We start from the raw sequence: 16,317 nt of genomic DNA, 5'->3' as shown, positions 1-16,317 counted from the left end.
CCTCAGAGTGGAGGTAGCGATGCCGAAACCCTTGATCCTGGGCTATGTGGGCGTGCTGCTGTTCATGATCGGCGATGGAGTCGAATCCGGCTTCATCGCCCCGTACATGGCCGACCACGGGGCGTCAACGGACGTCAGAGCCGGTTATGTCATCACGGTGTACGGCATCGCCGTCATGCTGGCGTCCTGGTTCTCCGGAGCCCTCTGCCAGGTGTGGGGGCCACGCCGGGTGATGTGGACGGGCCTGGCCATCTGGGCCGTCTTCGACGCCGCCTATCTGCTCTTCGCGCTGGGCACCGAGAACTACCCGATGATGCTGCTCTTCTACGGCATCCGGGGCTTCGGCTACCCGCTCTTCGCGTTCGGCTTCCTGGTGTGGATCACCAACACGGCACCGAAGGCCCGGCTGGGCACCGCGGTGGGATGGTTCTACTTCGCCTTCACCGGCGGCCTGCCCACCCTGGGCTCGCTGTGGTCGAGCCTGACGATCCCCTGGTTCGGCCGCCTGGGCACGCTGTGGTCCGCACTCGTCCTCATCCTCATCGGCGGTGCCATCGCCCTGGTCGGCGCCCGCAGGAGGCCCGGCGGTGACCGGATGGCGCCGCCGGAGGTCACCACCGGCGAGAGCCTGCTCAACTCCGTGTCCATCATCTGGACCCATCCGCGCGTCCTGGTGGGCTGCCTGGTCCGGATCATCAACACGGCCCCGGAGTTCGGCATGCTGGTGTACCTGCCGCGGATCTTCTCCGACGACGTCGGCTTCGGCGAGGACAAGTGGCTCCAGCTGCTGGCGATCATCTACGGCACGAACATCTTCTTCAACCTCATCTTCGGCGTCCTGTCCGACCGCATCGGCTGGCGCACGACCATCGCGGGCTTCGGCGCGCTGGGCTGCGCGATCAGCGTCACGACGCTGTACTTCGTGCCGACCTGGCTCGGTGCGGACTACTACTGGGTCGCGGTGCTCGCGGGCATGTTCTACGGCGCGACCCTCGCGGGCTTCGTCCCCATCTCGGCGCTCATCCCCTCGATGGCGCCCGAGAACAAGGGCGGTTCGATGGCCCTGCTCAACCTGGGCGCGGGCGGCGCGGCCTTCGTCGGCCCGGCGATCGCCAGCCTCTTCTTCCCCCTCGTCGGGGCCGGCGGAGTCACCCTGATCTTCCTCGCCCTCTACCTGGTCGCCTTCGTGCTGACCCTGACGCTGAAGCTGCCCGAGGAGCGGGAGGGCGAGCGGCCGGCCCCGGACCCGGCGGGCGGCCAGGAGTCCCGGACCGGCGCCGCTTCGACCGCCACGTCCGCCTGACGGAGCCGGCGGGTCCGGTCGCTCCTGGCGACCGGACATCGCGGCGACCGGACATCGCGGCGAGCGGCGGACCGGCCGCCGCGCGACCGCGAACCGGATCAGGTGGCGGGAGGTACGTCCACCGCGGCGACCGCGGGCCGGATCAGGGGGCTGGGGGTTCGTCCGCCGCGGCGGCCGCGAACCGGCCCAGGAGCCGGCCCAGCTGTTCCGGATCCGCGGCGGACAACGCCGGGAACAGCCCGCTGGGCCGCAGGGCGAGGACGCCCATCAGAGCCGCCACCAGCGTCTCGGCCTGCGTCTCCGGGTCGGCGGCGCCCTGGGCGGTCAGCTGGGCGGTGAGCGGTCCGATCAGCCGTCCCCGCATGTCCTCGGCGGCGGCCACCCGTGCGGCGTGGTCGGAACCGGGCTGGAGGAGCGTCTGCACCAGCGGACCGGGAGCCTGCCTCCGGTCGACGCGGCGGATCGCCTCGGTGGTGAACGACGCGAAATCCGCCGCCGGCTCGGCGGCGACCTGGCGGCCGTCCTCGTCGACGGCGGCGCGGTGCAGCGCGGCCTTGCTGCCGAAGTACCGGGCGATCAACGAGCCGTCCACACCGGCCCGCTGGCCGATGTCCCGCAGGGTGACCCGCTCATAGCCATGTCGTCCGAACAGCTCACGGGCCGCGTCCAGGAGCGCGGCCCGGGTCGCTTCCGAGTCGCGCTTCCGGCTCCGGCTCGTCCCGGTGTCAGCGTGCATGGGGTCTCCCGAGGTTCGGACCGATCAGCGGCCTTGGCGCCGGTCCACGATAGGCGTCGCTCCCGTGGCCACGGCGCTCGGCTCCGGCGTTGCGGCGGACGCGCCCCGGCCCGCGATCACCACGGCGGCCACCGCGCCGAGCAGGGAGACCGCCGCGGTGACCCAGAGCGCGACCGAGTAGGCGTGGTCCGGCGGGAGGGAGCTCCCGGCGGGGGTGTACGCGATCATGATGGCGGAGATGGCCGCGCTGCCGACCGAGCCACCGACCGTACGCAGCACCTGGTTGAGGCTGGTGGCGCTGCCCGTCTCGGCCGCCGGCACACTGCGCACGATCAGCACCGGCATCGCCGCGTAGGCCGCGCCCACGCCGCCGCCCAGGAGGAACGTGCCCACCATGAGCACGACGAGTTCATGCCGCCACAGCGCCAGCACCACCAGGTCCAGCGAGCACAGCACCGCGCCCAGCGGCAGGATGCGGTACAGCCCGAACCTGCCGACCAGGGCCGAGGCCAGGCGGTTGGCGAGCAGGCTGCCGAGCGAGATCGGCATCAGGACGACACCGGTGAGGGTCAGCGACAGGTGGAAGCCGTAGCCCGCCCCCGAGGGGACCTGGGTGTAGAGGTTCACCAGGGACAGCCCGGCGTACATCCCCACCCCCATCAGCAGCGCGGCCACGTTCGCCGCCAGCACCGCGCGGTGCCGCACCAGGCGCAGGTCCACCAGCGGATGGCGGGCCCGCAGGGCCTGGAGCACCCACGCCACCAGCAGCACCAGCCCGGCGGCCGCACCGGTCAGCGTGGCGGGCGACGTCAGACCCCAGTCCGTACCCTGGCTGAGCGTCAGCAGAACGGCCGCGAGACCCGAGCACAGCAGGACGGCTCCGACCGTGTCCAGCGGGCGGTGCGGCACCGAGGAGCCGCGTGGCACCACCCGTGCCACCACCGTGAAGGACGAGGCCGTCAACAGCGCGGCGAACCAGAACCCGGCGCGGTAGTCGAGATGTTGCGCGATCAGTCCGGTGATCGGGTAGCCGAGCCCCGCCCCGACCGAGGTGGTGATCGACAGCGACGCCACACCACGGCGCAGCAGCGCCGGGTGCACGTGTTCCCGCGCGACCGCGATGGCCAGCGGCATCAGGCCCATGCCCACGCCCTGCAACGCCCGGCCCGCCAGCAGCACACCGAAGCTCGGTGCCAGGGCGGCCAGCACACTGCCGAGGAAGACCGCCGCGAGGGCGGCCTGGATGGCCCCCTTGCGGCGCGGGCCGTCGCCGAGCCGCCCCAGCACCGGTCCGGAGACCGCTCCGGCGAGCAGCGTCACCGTCAGGATCCACTGCGCGGTGCCGAGTGAGACGTGCTGGTCATGGGCGATGGTCGGGACCATCGGAGCACCGAGTGTGCTGATCACGGAGACCGACAGCGCCGTGAAGGAGAGCGACCCGAGGAGGACCCTGCTGCGCCTGGCGGCGCCGCCGAGGTCCGCGGCCGGCTGTGCGCGCGCCGTCTCGCCGGTCTGCGGTCCGGTGCCGGTTTCCATCCTCGGGATCTCCCTCAAGCCGACCGGGTGATGTCATCGGCGGATGTCATCCGCCAATGACATGAGGATACCCACCGGCTCGCGCGTCGCTGAGGGGGCGTCGTCACAGCCGTCCCGCCTCGGCGAACCGCCGCAGGAACCGCTGGGTCCGCTCCTGCCGCGGACTGCCGAAGACCTCCTGTGGAGTGCCGCGCTCCAGCACCACTCCGGCGTCCAGGAAGCACACCTGGTCGGCGACCTCACGCGCGAAGACCATCTCGTGGGTGGCGATGACCATGGTCATGCCCTCGTCCTTCACCTCGCGGACCAGGGCGAGCACCTCGCCCACCAGTTCCGGGTCCAGCGCGGCGGTGATCTCGTCCAGGAGCAGCAGCCGGGGGCGTACCGCCAGCGCCCGTACGATCGCCGCCCGCTGCTGCTGTCCGCCGCTGAGCCGGTCCGGGTACTCGTCGGCCTTCGTCCCGAGCGCGAGCCGCTCCAGCAGTGCGCGGCCGCGCTCTTCGGCCTCCGCCCGGGAGAGCCCGTGGACGCGCCGTGGGGCCAGGGTGATGTTCTCCAGGACGGTCAGGTGCGGGAAGAGGTTGTACGCCTGGAACACCACCCCGATCCGGCGGCGCACCGCGTCCTTGTCGGCCCGCGGATCGGTTATCTCCTCGCCGTCGAGCCAGATGGCCCCGTCGTCGACCTCCTCCAGGAGGTTGGCGCAGCGCAACAGGGTCGACTTCCCCGACCCGGAGGCGCCGATCAGCGCGGTCACCGTGTGCGGGGCCACCTCCAGGTCCACCTCGCGCAGGACCAGCGAGCCGCCGAACGACTTGCGGACCGCCTCCATCCGCAGCACGGGAGCCCGCGAAGCCCCTGGTACCGCGGCCGGTGCCACGCTCTTGCGACCGCTCATACGATCCCTCCCTGGGCCCGCCGCCGGTCCATCCGGGCCGTCACCCAGTCGGTGAGCCGGGTCATCGGGATGGTCAGCGCCACGAAGACCAGGCCCGCGACGACGTACGGGGTGTAGTTGAAGTCCTTGCTGGCGATGATCTGCGCCGCGTACACGGCGTCGACGGCGCCGGCGATCGATACCAGACCGGTGTCCTTCTGGAGGGACACCAGGTCGTTGAGGAGCGGCGGCACCACGCGGCGCACCGCCTGGGGCAGCACGACGAAGCGCAGCGCCTGGCCGCCGCTGAGTCCGAGCGAGCGGGCCGCGGCCAGCTGCGAGGGATGTACGGACTCGATGCCCGCCCGGAACACCTCCGCGACGTAGGCCGAGTACGTCAGCACCAGGGCGCCACCGCCCAGCAGGACGGGATCGGTGGTCACCCCCTGGAGGCGCAGCGCGGGCACGCCGAAGACCACCATCAACAGGCAGATGATGAGCGGTAGTCCGCGGAAGAAGTCCGTGTACGCGATGGCCAGCGCCCGTACGGGGAAGAACACCGGCCCGCGCAGGGTGCGCGCCACGGCCAGCAGCAGGCCCAGGACCAGCACGGCGACGCCGCACACCGCCAGCAGCCGCAGATTGAGCCACAGGCCCTCCAGAACCTGCGGGAGCGCCACACGCGCGTAGTGAGCGCTGAAGAACGTCTCCTTGGTGCGGGCCCAGCCGGGCGAGTTGGTGATCAGCAGGAACAGCGCCGCGCCGGTGACGAGGGTGCTGGTCGCGGCGATCGCCGTCGCGCGCCGGGCGCGGGCACGCCGGTAGCGCTCGCGGGCGATGCGGCGTTCCGAGGGGACGTAGCCGTCCGCGCCGCCGGGTGTCGTGTGCGGCGTCACGTGAGCACCGGTGCGTCGACGGCCTCGGAGAGCCACTTCTTCTCCAGCGCGGCGAGGGTGCCGTCCTTCCGGATGGCGTCCACGGCGGCGGTCACGCAGGAGGTGATCCCGCTGTCCTTGTCGAGGACGAGGCCGAACTGCTCGGGCTTGCCGGAGGAGTTCGGGAACTGGCCGAGGACCTTCGCCTCGGGCACCTCGGACCCGGTGATGTAGAAGGCGGTGGGCAGGTCCACCACGATGGCGTCCACCTGGCCGTTCTTCAGCGCCGACTTGGCGAAGTCGTTCCTTTGGTAGACGGCGGGCCGCTGCGTGGGCTTCACCAGGTCATTGATGACGTCCAGGCTGGTGGTGCCCACTTGGGCGCCCAGCTTCACGCCCTTGAGGTCGGCCACGCTCTTCGCCGTGGCGGCCTTCGACGTCTTCAGGGCGACGACGGCCTGGCGCACGTCGTAGTAGCCGGAGGAGAAGGCGACGGCCTTCCTGCGCTCCTCGCTGATGGAGATCTGGTTGATGTCGAAGTCGAACTTCTTGGCGCCGGGTGCGAAGGAGCTGTTGAACGGCACGTTCTGCCAGACCACCGCGTCGCGGTCGTAGCCGAGCCGCTTGGCCACGGCGTACGCCACCGCCGACTCGAACCCCTTTCCGTTGGACGGCTTGTCGTCGGCGAACCAGGGGGCGTACGCGGGTCTGTCGGTGCCGACGGTCAGCTTTCCCGGTACCTCGGTGGCGAGTCCGCCGGGTGTGCAGGAGTGCGACGTGTCCTTCGTGCCGGACGCCTTCTCCTCCGGTTGCGGGGAGCAGCTGGTGAGGGCGGCGCACAGGGCGACGGCGGAGCAAAGGGCGGTGGCCAGGGGGCGGTTGACGAAATGCATAGCCGGAGATTCGCAAGTCCCGGGGCCGCCTGTCGAGACGGCGCGGCAACTGTCCGCATGCTGGGAACGGGTGTTGCGGCAGTGTGAAGCGGGCCGGGCGGGCACCACGGGGAGCCGGGTTCTCGCCGGGTTCTTTGACAACCGGAACAGCGTTCCGTATCTTAATCGGAACAGCGTCCCGTTTCGGCGTGGCCGAAGCGGGCGATCAGCCGGACGTCAGGAAGGTCCACAGATGATTCTGGTCACCGGAGGGCTGGGCTTCATCGGCTCCCACACCGTGCAGGCGCTCCTCGACGCGGGTGAGGAGTGTGTGCTGGTCCAGCGCCGCACCCCCGAGCCGCCGGCCGGTCTTTTCAACGCGCCGGTCGCGGTGGAGCAGGCCGACATCACCGATCTGCGCGCGCTGCTCGACATCGGCACCCGCCACAAGATCACCGGCATGGTGCACCTGGCGGGGTCCATGCCCTGGCCGCCGAGCCCCGATCAGCCCGTCGAGGCGACACGCAAGGCGATCGGCGGTCTGCTCAACGTCCTCCAGGCCGCGCAGGACTGGGGCGTGCGGCGGGTGGGCGTCGCGAGCACGATCGGTGTCTACGACCTCGGCACCGAGGGCCCGCTCACCGAGGACACACCGTTGGCGATGAGCTCGGGCCACCTCATCCCCACCTTCAAGAAGATCGGCGAGCTTCTCAACGGCCACCTGGCCGACGCCACCGGCATCGACGTCATCAACTACCGCATCTCCGGTATCTGGGGACCCCGCGACCCCCACGGCCCGCTGTTCTTCGCCGCCCCCGAACTCGTCCACGCCGCCGTACGCGGCACCGAGCCGGACCTCTCCCCGCTCCCCGGGCCCGCGTACGCGGAGGACGCGCTCGACCTGTGCTACGTCAAGGACGCGGGCCGGGCCATCGCGCTCCTCCAGCTCGCGGACCGTCTCCACCACCGCACCTACAACGTCGCCTCCGGCCGCGCGACGGCCAACGCCGAGATCATCGCCGCCATCAAGAAGGTCGTTCCCGACGCCCGGATCGAGCTGCCCACGGGCGGCACCGCCGCGCGGAACCACCTCGACATCACCCGCATCCAGCAGGACACCGGCTACCGCCCCGCCTACGACACCGAACGTGCGACCGCCGACTACGTCTCCTGGCTGCGCGCGGGCAACGCGCTCTGAGCGCCCGACGCACCGCCCCCCGCACGGAGGCCGGCCAGCACCGTGTCGAGCATACGGTCGGCCAGCCCGGGATCGGCGTCGATACCGAGGCAGGACGGGGACACCGCCGCGAGCGAGCCGGCGAGGAACGGCAGGTCCTGCCACCGTGCGTGCGGGTGCATGGCTCCCGCTTCCTGGGCTCGCTCACCGACGCGGCGGACGAGGTCGCGGACCCGGGCGCGGCCCTCGGCGTGCACCTCTCCGGCCATGGCGGGGTCGCCGTTGAGCAGTTCGTAGAGACCCCGGTGCCGGGACTGATGCGCCACCAGAACACACAGCGCGTCCCGCAGTCCCGCCGCGGGGGGCGCCTCGAGGGCCTCGCGCAAGCCCCCTTCGACCGTCGTGAGCACATCGTCGAGGACGGCGGACAGCAGTTCCTCACGGGAGGCGAAGCGGCGGTAGAACGTCGCCTGGCCCACCCCGGCCCGTCGCACGATCTCGTTCACCGACACGCCGAGCCCGACCTCCGCCACGGCCTCCCGGGCGACCTTGATCAGGAGTTCGCGGTTCCGCAGAGCGTCGGCCCGTAGCGGAGTGTTCTCGTGATGCACGCCTCCAGCCTAGCCAAACCGGATACCCCCTCTCCAGTTGCTGTAGGCTCAGCACTAAACGGATAACCCCTCTCCGTTTGACGTGAGGGGTGCGATGAGTGCGACGAGTGCGATGAGAGAGGTGGACCCCATGGGAAGGCTCGAGGGGCGTACGGCGCTGATCACCGGCGGCAGCGAGGGGCTGGGGCGCGCGATCGCCGAGGCGTTCGCCGCCGAGGGCGCTGGTCTGGTGCTGCTGGCCCGCGACCGGGAGAAGCTGGCCAGGACGGCCGGTGCGCTGCGGTCCGAGGGGGCGACGGTGCGCACCCTCGCCGTGGACCTGGCCGACCTCTCGGCCCTGACCGACGCGGTCACCCGCCTCGACGTCGGCGTGGACATCCTCGTCAACAACGTCGGCCTGGCACGGCTGAAGCCGCTGGCCGATCTGACACTGGAGGACGCGGAGGCCATGGTGACCCTCAACCTCATGGTGCCCTTCCGGCTCACCCAGCTTCTGCTGCCCTCCCTCGTCGCGGCACAGGGGACGGTCATCAACATGTCCAGCTACTGGGCCACCACGATGGTCGCGGGGCGTCCCTCCTCGCTCTATTCGGCCACCAGGGGCGCCATCGAATCGCTCACCCGCGCGCTCGCCAACGAGCTGGGCCCCGACGGAGTACGGGTCAACGCCATCGCTCCCGGCTCGATCGCGACGCCCACCTTCGACCGCGAGTTCCTCGGCCGGATGACCTCGGAGCAGCGCGCCGCGTACGAACGCTATGTGCGGGACGCCTATCCGACGGGACGTATCGGCCGCATGGAAGAGGTCGCGAACGCCGCCGTGTACCTGGCCTCCGACCAGGCGTCGTGGACGACGGGCACCGTGCTCGCGGTGGACGGTGGCCTGACCCTCCGCTGAGCGGTGCGGCGCTGATTCCGTCCGCCGACCTTTTCCGGCGCGGTGTCATGCGGAGTTCTTCATGACGCCCCGCCGCCATCGATGACGAGGGAAGCTCCGGTCACGAACGAGGCCTCGCCTACCGAGCCGACGCGGTCGCTCGAAAGCCCGGCTCTGAGCTGCGCCGGAGCCATCCCGCCCAATGAGACACCAATTGGTGTCCATTGACAGCCGAATGATGCCTGCCCCAGGATTGCAGCATGCTCACGACGCACCCCGGTGTGGTGTGCCGCTACGTGGACCTGCGGCGCACTTCCAGCGCTCTCTGTCGCTGACCACCCGCCGCCCACGGCCCCCGGCGCCCGGCTCCGCCCCCGCGCCCGCCCCCGTCGGCACCGGCCGTCCGCCGTACCGCCGCGCCTTCGACGTCGTATCGCGCCCCTCCCCCCGTGTCCCGGCCCTCCCCCGCCGATCCGCCGCCGCGCCTTGCCCTGAGCCCGGCGGGTCCGACCCGTGCCCCAAGGCTCGCGTCGGCATGCCCGTACGGGATACGGGGGTGTTCCGGCGGCCGGCGCGGGGGCGCGCCACCTCCGCTCCCGCCGCCCTGATACGGGCCGGGGCCCTCGAGAAAGAACGAGTGATGTCCACCCGCCTCACGCCCCGCCGCCCCGAACTCCCCGGACTCCGCCTTCGATGCGCCCGGCCGGTCCGGCGGTTGCGCGCCGCCGCCCTGGGAACCGCCCTGGTCACCGTGGCCGTCCCGGTCCTGAGCGCATGCAGCGGCGAGGCCGTGTCCGCCGGTGGCAGCGCCGCGCTGAAGTGGACATCCTCCTACTTCCCCACCCACTGGGACCCGGTCGTCGGCGGCAGTGGCGCCCAGTTCCGCGAACTCTCCCTGGTGTACGCGTCGTTGACCCGCACCGACGAGACCGGCAAGGCCGTGCCGGACCTGGCCAAGAGCTGGGAGTACAACGCCAAGGGCGACCAGATCACCTTCCATCTGCGGCCCAACCTGACGTTCAGCGACGGGGCGCCGGTCGACGGTGCCGCGGTCAAGGCGGCCATCGAACGCGCCAAGAAGCAGCGGAACTCGGCCCTCTTCGGCGATCTGACCTCGATCGCATCGGTGCGGGCGAAGGGGCTGGACGCGGTCGTCCACCTCACCCAGGTCGACTACCAGATACCGCAGCTGCTCGGTGAGCGCGTGCTCCAGATCGCCAGCCCCAAGGCGGCCGCCTCTCCGGAGAAGCTGGACCAGAACCCGGTCGGCGCGGGTCCGTTCATCGTCACCCAGCTGATACCGGGCACCAAGGCGGTGCTGAAGAAGAACCCGGACTACTGGGACGCGCGGCACATCCACATCGACAACGTCGAGCTGACCTCGGCGCCCGACGCCTCCACCGTCGTCTCCGGTCTACAGACCGGCGCGTACAACTTCGCCGACATCGACCCCAGCCAGGCGCGGGCGGCCAAGAAGGCGGGCCTCGACGTGTTCGTCCAGCCCGGCTTCAACGCCTCCAACATCAGCCTCAACGTCAACAAGGCGCCATTCGACAACGACAAGGTCGTCGACGCGGTCCGCTACGCGATCAACCGCAAGGAGTTCGTCGACAAACTGACCTTCGGCTACGGGGAGGAAACCGACCAGCCGTTCCCCAAGGGATACGTGGCCTACGACCCGAAGTCGGCGAACGCCTACCCCTACGACCCGGCGAAGGCCAAGAAGCTGCTCGCCGAGGCGGGCTACAAGAGCGGCCAGATCAAGCTGAACCTGGTCATCCCAGAGGAAGACCCACAGGCGGAGATCGTCCAGTCGCAGCTGGCCAAGGTCGGGATCACCGTCAACATCAAGATCGACAAGAACTGGGCCACCCCGTTCTTCGCCAAGGACCTGACCTTCTCGCTGTACTCGACCACCGGCCGTGACTCCGCCGCCCAGACCCTGACCGCCCACTTCGGCCCCAACGGCCCGCTGAACCTCAGCTCGCCCTACGAGCCGGCCGGCTTCGAGGCGGCCATCGCCAAGGTGCGCCGGACCCCGCTGGACTCACCCGCGTACCCGGAGGTCCTCCGAGCGGCGACGCGGGCCGGCCTGCGGAGCAAGGCGCTGGTCTTCACCTACTCCTCGCCCAACCTCATCGCCAAGAGCAAGTCGATCTCCGATCTGCCGAAGAACCCGGCCCATATCGACTGGACCGGCGTGACCATCTCCGGCGGCAACTGACATCCGTCCACCACAGACGTCCACACCACAGATGTCCACCACAGATGTCCACCACGGATACAGACAGGGACCACCCATGACGACGACCGAGGACCGGACACCGTCTGCCCTCCGTCGCGGGGGCGCCGCGACCAGGACGCGGCACGCGCTCGGCCGCGTCCTGGCCACTCTCGCCCGGTCCGTCGCGATCTTCGTGCCCGTCTTCCTGGTCGCGACGTTCGTGACGTTCGCGCTGCGGTCGCTGAGCGGGCTCAGCCCGGCGCGGATCCAGCTGGGCGAGGAGGCCACTCCCGACGCCATCGCCAGGGTCGAGGCGCAGTGGGGCCTCGACCGGCCCTTCCTGGTGCAGTACTGGGACTGGTTCAGCGGCGTGCTGCACGGCCGGCTCGGTGCCAGCTGGACCAATGGCGCCGACATCTCCACCCTCATCGGCCTCGGCCTGGGCGTGAGCCTGTCGGTGGCGACCTTCGCACTGCTCATCGGCGTGGTCGCGGGCTTCGCCCTCGGCACGGTGTCGGCGCTGCGGCACACCACCTGGATCGACCGCGCCATCACCGGTTTCGTGACGGTGATCTCGGTGATGCCGGCGTTCGTGGTCGGCATCGTGCTGGTGGCGGTCTTCGCGGTCGGGCTGCACCTCTTCCCGTCGGCCGGATACGTCCCGGCGCGGGAGGGGTTCGGCCCGTGGCTCGCCCACATCACCCTGCCCGCCGTCGCGTTGAGCTTCGATGTCGTCGCCGACGTCACCCGGCAGCTGCGCACCAGCCTCATCGCCGCCTATCGCGAGAACTACGTGATCGGGGCGGTGGTGAGGGGCTTGAGTCCGCGGCGGATCTTCTTCGTCCATGTGCTGCGCAACGGCCTGGGACCCGCGCTCGCGACGCTCGGTCTGAAGTTCCCCGCCCTGGTCGGTGCCTCCGTCATCACGGAATGGGTCTTCGGACTTCAGGGCTTCGGCCGATTCGCCAACGACTCCGCCCAGGCCGGAGACGTGCCCGCGGTCCAGGGCGTCCTGGTGGTGTCGATCGTTCTGGTCGTCGCCTTCAACCTGATCGTCAACCTGGTGCTGGCGCGTGTGACGCCGGCGTCCCAGCGGGGGGTGTGAACCATGCTGCGCCGCGTTCTCGCTCTCCCGTCCGGGCGGATCGCCGTCGGCATCCTCGCCGTGGCCGCTCTGCTGGCCGTGTTCGGTCCGCTGCTCGCCCCGCAGGACCCCCTCGCCACCAGCGACAACACGCTCGCGGCGGCGTCGGGCGCACACTGGCTGGGAACGGACTACCTCGGCCGTGACGTGCTCAGCCGGCTCCTCGACGGCTCGCGGGTGAGCGTCCTCGGCTCGCTCGAGGTCGCGTTCACGGCACTCGCCGTCGGCTCCGTCCCGGGCATCCTGTCGGTGTACTTCGGCCGGGCCTTCGAATGGCTCACCCTCCGCCTGGCCGACACGCTGGTCGCCCTGCCGTTCCTGCTGTTCGCCGTCGCCGTGATCGCGCTGCTCGGCAACGGCCTCACCCAGGCGATGCTCGTCACCGGCGTCCTGGTGTCCCCGCTGTTCTACCGGGTGTCCCGCGCCGCCACGCTGGCGGTGGCCCGCTCGCCGTATGTGGAGGCCGCGCTGCTGGCCGGCGCCTCCGTCGGCTGGGTGGTACGCGGCCATGTGTGGGTCAAGGTGCTTCCGCCGATCGCGGTCGCGCTCGCGCAGACCATCGGTGTCGGCTTCGTCATCGTCTCGAGCCTGACCTTCCTCGGCATCGGCGTCCAGCCTCCCGAGCCCACCTGGGGCGGACTGCTCGCCTCGGACCTGGGCTATCTCAGCCACCAGCCGTGGGCGCCGGTGGCCCCCGCGCTACTGATCATGGTCACCGTCTGGGCCGCGAACCTCCTCGCCGACGCGATCCGTGACGTCTCCGGCGAGGCGGGCCGCGCGCTCGTCAACCGCCGCAAGGCCCGCGCCCACCGCATCGAGAAGGCCGACCCCGCCCCCACCGGAGGTGCGTGATGGCGACCCTGTCCCAGAACCTCTCCCCCGGGGACACCCTCGGGCACCGCACCGGCGACGCGCCCGACCCCGGACCGCCCGTGCTGTCACTGCGTGATGTCCGCATCGGCGACCAGGTCAGTGGCCGCGAGATCGTGCACGGTGTGAGCTTCACACTCACCCCCGGCAAAGTGGTCGGCATCGTCGGCGAGTCCGGCAGCGGCAAGACCATCACCTGCCGGGCGGCCCTGGGCATCCTGCCCGCGCACTTCGAGGTCACCGGCGGATCGATCGAGATCCACGGCACCGACATCGCCCAACTGTCCGCCGCCGAGTGGACGGCCTTGCACGGCGTCACGATCAGCGCGGTCTTCCAGGACCCGGCCTCCTATCTCAACCCCTCGATCCGCGTGGGTCCGCAGGTGGCCGAGGTCGTGCGGGTCAAGAAGAGACTCACGCGGCGCGCGGCCCGCCGGCGGGCCGTCGAGCTGCTGCGGGCCGTGCACCTGCGGGAGCCGGAGCTGGTCTACGGCCAGTATCCGCACGAACTGTCCGGCGGCATGCTCCAGCGCGTCCTGATCGCGGCGGCGATCGCCGCCGGTCCGCGCGTCCTCATCGCCGACGAGGCCACCACCGCGCTCGACGTCACCGTCCAGGCCGAGATACTCGACCTGCTCGCCGACCTCCGCGAGCAGAGCGGAATGGCCCTCGTCGTGGTCTCCCACGACCTCGCCGTCGTCGCCCAGCTGTGCGACGAGGTCCTCGTCATGCGCCAGGGCGACGTGGTCGAGCACGGCCCGACGCGGACGGTACTGCACGACCCGCGGCACGAGTACACCCGGCTGCTGATCGCCGAACACGAACAGTACGGCCTGGAGAGGTTCCTCGACCCGAAACCCGCCCCGGAACCCGGCCCCGAGCCCGGTCCGAAGCCCGAGCCCGGCTCGAAGCCCGATCCCGGCCCGAAGTCCGATCCCGACCCCGCCCTCGACCTCGACCCCGACCCGAAGGAGGAGGCGTGACCACCGAGCCGCCGCAGGAGGACGGTCCGGCCGCCACCGCGCCGGACCGGCGCCCCGTCCTCGACGTCACCGACCTGGACGTGCACTACGGCCGGCGCCGCCGACGCCGGCAGGCCCTGCGCGGGGTCTCGCTGTCCGTCGCTCCGGGCGAGACCGTCGGCCTCATCGGCGAGACCGGCTCTGGCAAGTCGACGCTGGCGCGGGCCGTGCTCGGCCTGGTGCGCGCCTCGGCCGGGTCGGTCGTCATCGACGGAACGGACGTCAGCGCCTACGACCAGCGCCAATGGCGCGGCCTGCGCCGCCGCGGCGTGGTCCAGTACGTCTTCCAGGACCCGCTGCGCAGCCTCGACCCGGACCTCACCGTCGAGACCTCCCTGGCCGAGCCGCTGCTGATCCGGGGCGTCCCGCTGGACGAGGCGGCGGCGCGCGTCCGCGCGTTCGCCTCCCGGGTCCGCCTCTCCGAGGACCTGCTCGACCGGCTGCCCGGGGAGCTCTCCGGCGGTCAGCGCCAGCGAGTCGCGGTGGCGCGGGCGCTGGTCACCGAGCCGCGCCTGGTCATCCTCGACGAACCGGTCAGCGCCCTCGACTCGGCCAACCGCGTCCAGATCCTGCGGATCCTCAAGGAGTTGCGTGCCGACGGGGTGGCCCTCGTCTTCATCTCCCACGACCTCGGCTCCGTCGCCGGGATCGCCGATCGCATCGCGGTGCTCTACCGGGGCGAGCTGGTCGAGGACCGAGCCGCCGCCGACGTCATCAACCGTCCGCGGCACGTCTACACCCGGCTGCTCGTCGGCTCCGCCCCCACGCTGCGCACCGCACCCGCCGACCGGGCCGAACGCGAAGCGCTCCGCGCGCTGCTGCACGCCTGACGCACCACGGAGAGGAAACCCATGTCCCGCACGATCCACCTCGCGCTGCACCCGTACGGCGTCGGCGGTCCGGGCCAGCACGGACTGTGGAAGGACCCGCGCGTCGCGAAGAACGCGAGCATCGACATCAACTACTACATCCGGCAGGCCCAGGCGGCCGAACACGCCCTGTTCGACGCCCTGTTCATCGTCGACAGCCAGTACATCAACGCCACCTACCCGGCCCACTACCTCAACCGGCTGGAGCCGCTGACCCTGCTGTCCGCGGTCGCCACCCACACCCGGCACATCGGGCTGGTCGGCACGGCGAGCTCGACGTACAACTCACCCTTCAACCTGGCCCGGCGGTTCGCCTCCCTCGACCACATCAGCGGCGGCCGGGCCGGCTGGAACGTCGTGACCAGCTTCGACACGGGAGCCTCCCGGAACTTCGGGCTCGAGGAACACCTCGACTACGCCACCCGCTACAGCCGCGCCCTGGAGTTCGTGCGGGTCGCCCGCGGCCTGTGGGACTCCTACGAGGACGACGCCTTCCCCGCCGACGTCGAGCGTGATCTGTTCCTCGACCCGGCCAAACTGCACCGGCTGGACCACGAGGGTGAGCACTTCAAGGTGGCGGGCCCGCTCAACCTCTCGCGCTCGCCCCAGGGACAGCCGGTGATCTTCCAGGCCGGGGTCTCCGAAGAGGGCCGTGACCTCGCCGCGCGGGTCGCCGAGGGCATTTACGCGCCGGGCGGCTCGCTGGAGCAGGCGCGCGAGTACTACGCCGACATCAAGCGCCGCACCGCCGCCCACGGCCGCGACCCCGAGCACATCAAGATCTTCATCCACGGCGGCCCGGTCGTCGCCGCGACCGACGAGGCGGCCCGGCGCCGCGAGCGGGAGATCTTCGAGGAGGACAACGACTTCGACCGCAACCTCGCCCTCCTCGGCCGCTCCTTCGGCGCCTACGACTTCAGCGTGCACGACCTGGACGCGCCGTTCCCGGACGTGGCGCACCTCGCCGAGAAGGGCGGCCGGACCGGCGCCGCCAAGATCATCGCCCGTGCCAGGGCGGAGGACCTGACTCTGCGTCAGGTGGCCGAGTCCCTCTCGGAGTTCCGGCGCTCGCCGTTCGTCGGCGCGCCGGAGACGGTCGCCGACGCCATCGAGCAGTGGTTCGAGGCCGGTGCCTTCGACGGCATCAACCTCGCCTTCCGCACGGACGACGAGCTCGGCCTGTTCGTGGACGGCGTCGTCCCGATCCTCCAGAAGCGCGGACTGTTCCGCACCGAGTACACCGCCGACACCCTGCGCGGCAACCTCGGGCTGCCCGTCCCCGTCAACCGCTGGACCCGCGAGCGTTCGCTCGTGACCGACTGAG

Annotated in this window: 15 protein-coding genes; 9 read left to right on the top strand and 6 right to left on the bottom strand. The window is 71.0% G+C overall.

What is annotated here, in order from left to right; translation table 11 throughout:
- Positions 1-19: 19 nt before the first annotated feature.
- On the top strand, positions 20-1,303 hold the full coding sequence (locus tag PS467_RS38405) for an MFS transporter (protein ID WP_268976286.1): 1,284 nt from the start codon (positions 20-22) through the stop codon (positions 1,301-1,303).
- 142 nt (positions 1,304-1,445) lie between these two features.
- On the opposite strand, the gene PS467_RS38400 is transcribed toward PS467_RS38405, so the two are convergent.
- From PS467_RS38400 to PS467_RS38380, 5 genes are all read right to left on the bottom strand, one after another.
- The gene (locus tag PS467_RS38400) at positions 1,446-2,039 is read right to left on the bottom strand and encodes a TetR/AcrR family transcriptional regulator (RefSeq protein ID WP_311039142.1); all 594 of its coding nucleotides are present in this window, start codon (positions 2,037-2,039) and stop codon (positions 1,446-1,448) included.
- Between the two features lie 24 nt (positions 2,040-2,063).
- Complete coding sequence (locus PS467_RS38395) at positions 2,064-3,575, bottom strand: MFS transporter (protein ID WP_311039141.1); 1,512 nt, start codon at positions 3,573-3,575, stop codon at positions 2,064-2,066.
- A 103-nt stretch (positions 3,576-3,678) separates the two neighbouring features.
- On the bottom strand, positions 3,679-4,473 hold the full coding sequence (locus PS467_RS38390; protein ID WP_311039140.1) for an amino acid ABC transporter ATP-binding protein: 795 nt from the start codon (positions 4,471-4,473) through the stop codon (positions 3,679-3,681).
- Entirely contained in the window at positions 4,470-5,348 is an 879-nt protein-coding gene (locus PS467_RS38385) for an amino acid ABC transporter permease (protein WP_311039139.1), read from the bottom strand. Before PS467_RS38385 ends, PS467_RS38390 begins: the two co-directional genes overlap by 4 nt.
- Positions 5,345-6,220: an ABC transporter substrate-binding protein gene (locus PS467_RS38380; protein WP_311039138.1), complete on the bottom strand. Its 876-nt coding sequence runs from the start codon at positions 6,218-6,220 to the stop codon at positions 5,345-5,347. The genes PS467_RS38385 and PS467_RS38380 overlap by 4 nt, the downstream gene beginning before the upstream one ends.
- Positions 6,221-6,452: 232 nt before the next feature.
- Here PS467_RS38380 and PS467_RS38375 point away from each other — a divergent pair, with 232 nt between their 5' ends.
- Positions 6,453-7,397: an NAD-dependent epimerase/dehydratase family protein gene (locus PS467_RS38375; RefSeq protein ID WP_311039137.1), complete on the top strand. Its 945-nt coding sequence runs from the start codon at positions 6,453-6,455 to the stop codon at positions 7,395-7,397.
- Here PS467_RS38375 and PS467_RS38370 read toward each other — a convergent pair.
- Positions 7,361-7,987, bottom strand: coding sequence for a TetR/AcrR family transcriptional regulator (locus PS467_RS38370; RefSeq protein WP_311039136.1), 627 nt, complete (start codon positions 7,985-7,987; stop codon positions 7,361-7,363). The genes PS467_RS38375 and PS467_RS38370 overlap by 37 nt on opposite strands.
- Positions 7,988-8,117: 130 nt before the next feature.
- Between PS467_RS38370 and PS467_RS38365 the strand changes: the two genes are divergently transcribed.
- The 7 genes from PS467_RS38365 to PS467_RS38335 all read left to right on the top strand — a co-directional run bounded on the left by PS467_RS38365 (position 8,118) and on the right by PS467_RS38335 (position 16,316).
- Positions 8,118-8,885 (top strand): SDR family NAD(P)-dependent oxidoreductase, encoded by a 768-nt coding sequence (locus PS467_RS38365; RefSeq protein WP_311039135.1) that lies wholly within the window; start codon positions 8,118-8,120, stop codon positions 8,883-8,885.
- A gap of 619 nt (positions 8,886-9,504) precedes the next feature.
- Positions 9,505-11,088, top strand: coding sequence for an ABC transporter substrate-binding protein (locus PS467_RS38360; protein WP_311039134.1), 1,584 nt, complete (start codon positions 9,505-9,507; stop codon positions 11,086-11,088).
- Positions 11,089-11,164: 76 nt separating this feature from the next.
- Positions 11,165-12,193, top strand: a complete 1,029-nt coding sequence (locus PS467_RS38355) for an ABC transporter permease (RefSeq protein ID WP_311039133.1) — start codon at positions 11,165-11,167, stop codon at positions 12,191-12,193.
- A gap of 3 nt (positions 12,194-12,196) precedes the next feature.
- A complete protein-coding gene (locus tag PS467_RS38350) occupies positions 12,197-13,084 on the top strand; it encodes an ABC transporter permease (RefSeq protein WP_311039132.1) in 888 nt (295 codons plus the stop codon).
- Entirely contained in the window at positions 13,084-14,085 is a 1,002-nt protein-coding gene (locus tag PS467_RS38345; RefSeq protein ID WP_311039131.1) for an ABC transporter ATP-binding protein, read from the top strand. Before PS467_RS38350 ends, PS467_RS38345 begins: the two co-directional genes overlap by 1 nt.
- Complete coding sequence (locus PS467_RS38340) at positions 14,082-14,954, top strand: ABC transporter ATP-binding protein (protein WP_311039130.1); 873 nt, start codon at positions 14,082-14,084, stop codon at positions 14,952-14,954. Before PS467_RS38345 ends, PS467_RS38340 begins: the two co-directional genes overlap by 4 nt.
- Before the next feature lie 21 nt (positions 14,955-14,975).
- Positions 14,976-16,316: an NtaA/DmoA family FMN-dependent monooxygenase gene (locus PS467_RS38335; RefSeq protein ID WP_311039129.1), complete on the top strand. Its 1,341-nt coding sequence runs from the start codon at positions 14,976-14,978 to the stop codon at positions 16,314-16,316.
- Position 16,317 lies beyond the last annotated feature (1 nt).

The organism is Streptomyces luomodiensis, from assembly GCF_031679605.1.
Taxonomy (GTDB): domain Bacteria; phylum Actinomycetota; class Actinomycetes; order Streptomycetales; family Streptomycetaceae; genus Streptomyces; species Streptomyces luomodiensis.
This window is presented reverse-complemented; position numbering and strand designations above follow the sequence as displayed.

Coding starts and splice junctions, on each gene's coding strand:
- PS467_RS38405 (WP_268976286.1), top strand. CDS start 20: ATGCCGAAACCCTTGATCCTGGGCTATGTGGGCGTGCTGCTGTTCATG.
- PS467_RS38400 (WP_311039142.1), bottom strand. CDS start 2,039: ATGCACGCTGACACCGGGACGAGCCGGAGCCGGAAGCGCGACTCGGAA.
- PS467_RS38395 (WP_311039141.1), bottom strand. CDS start 3,575: ATGGAAACCGGCACCGGACCGCAGACCGGCGAGACGGCGCGCGCACAG.
- PS467_RS38390 (WP_311039140.1), bottom strand. CDS start 4,473: ATGAGCGGTCGCAAGAGCGTGGCACCGGCCGCGGTACCAGGGGCTTCG.
- PS467_RS38380 (WP_311039138.1), bottom strand. CDS start 6,220: ATGCATTTCGTCAACCGCCCCCTGGCCACCGCCCTTTGCTCCGCCGTC.
- PS467_RS38375 (WP_311039137.1), top strand. CDS start 6,453: ATGATTCTGGTCACCGGAGGGCTGGGCTTCATCGGCTCCCACACCGTG.
- PS467_RS38365 (WP_311039135.1), top strand. CDS start 8,118: ATGGGAAGGCTCGAGGGGCGTACGGCGCTGATCACCGGCGGCAGCGAG.
- PS467_RS38360 (WP_311039134.1), top strand. CDS start 9,505: ATGTCCACCCGCCTCACGCCCCGCCGCCCCGAACTCCCCGGACTCCGC.
- PS467_RS38355 (WP_311039133.1), top strand. CDS start 11,165: ATGACGACGACCGAGGACCGGACACCGTCTGCCCTCCGTCGCGGGGGC.
- PS467_RS38350 (WP_311039132.1), top strand. CDS start 12,197: ATGCTGCGCCGCGTTCTCGCTCTCCCGTCCGGGCGGATCGCCGTCGGC.
- PS467_RS38345 (WP_311039131.1), top strand. CDS start 13,084: ATGGCGACCCTGTCCCAGAACCTCTCCCCCGGGGACACCCTCGGGCAC.
- PS467_RS38335 (WP_311039129.1), top strand. CDS start 14,976: ATGTCCCGCACGATCCACCTCGCGCTGCACCCGTACGGCGTCGGCGGT.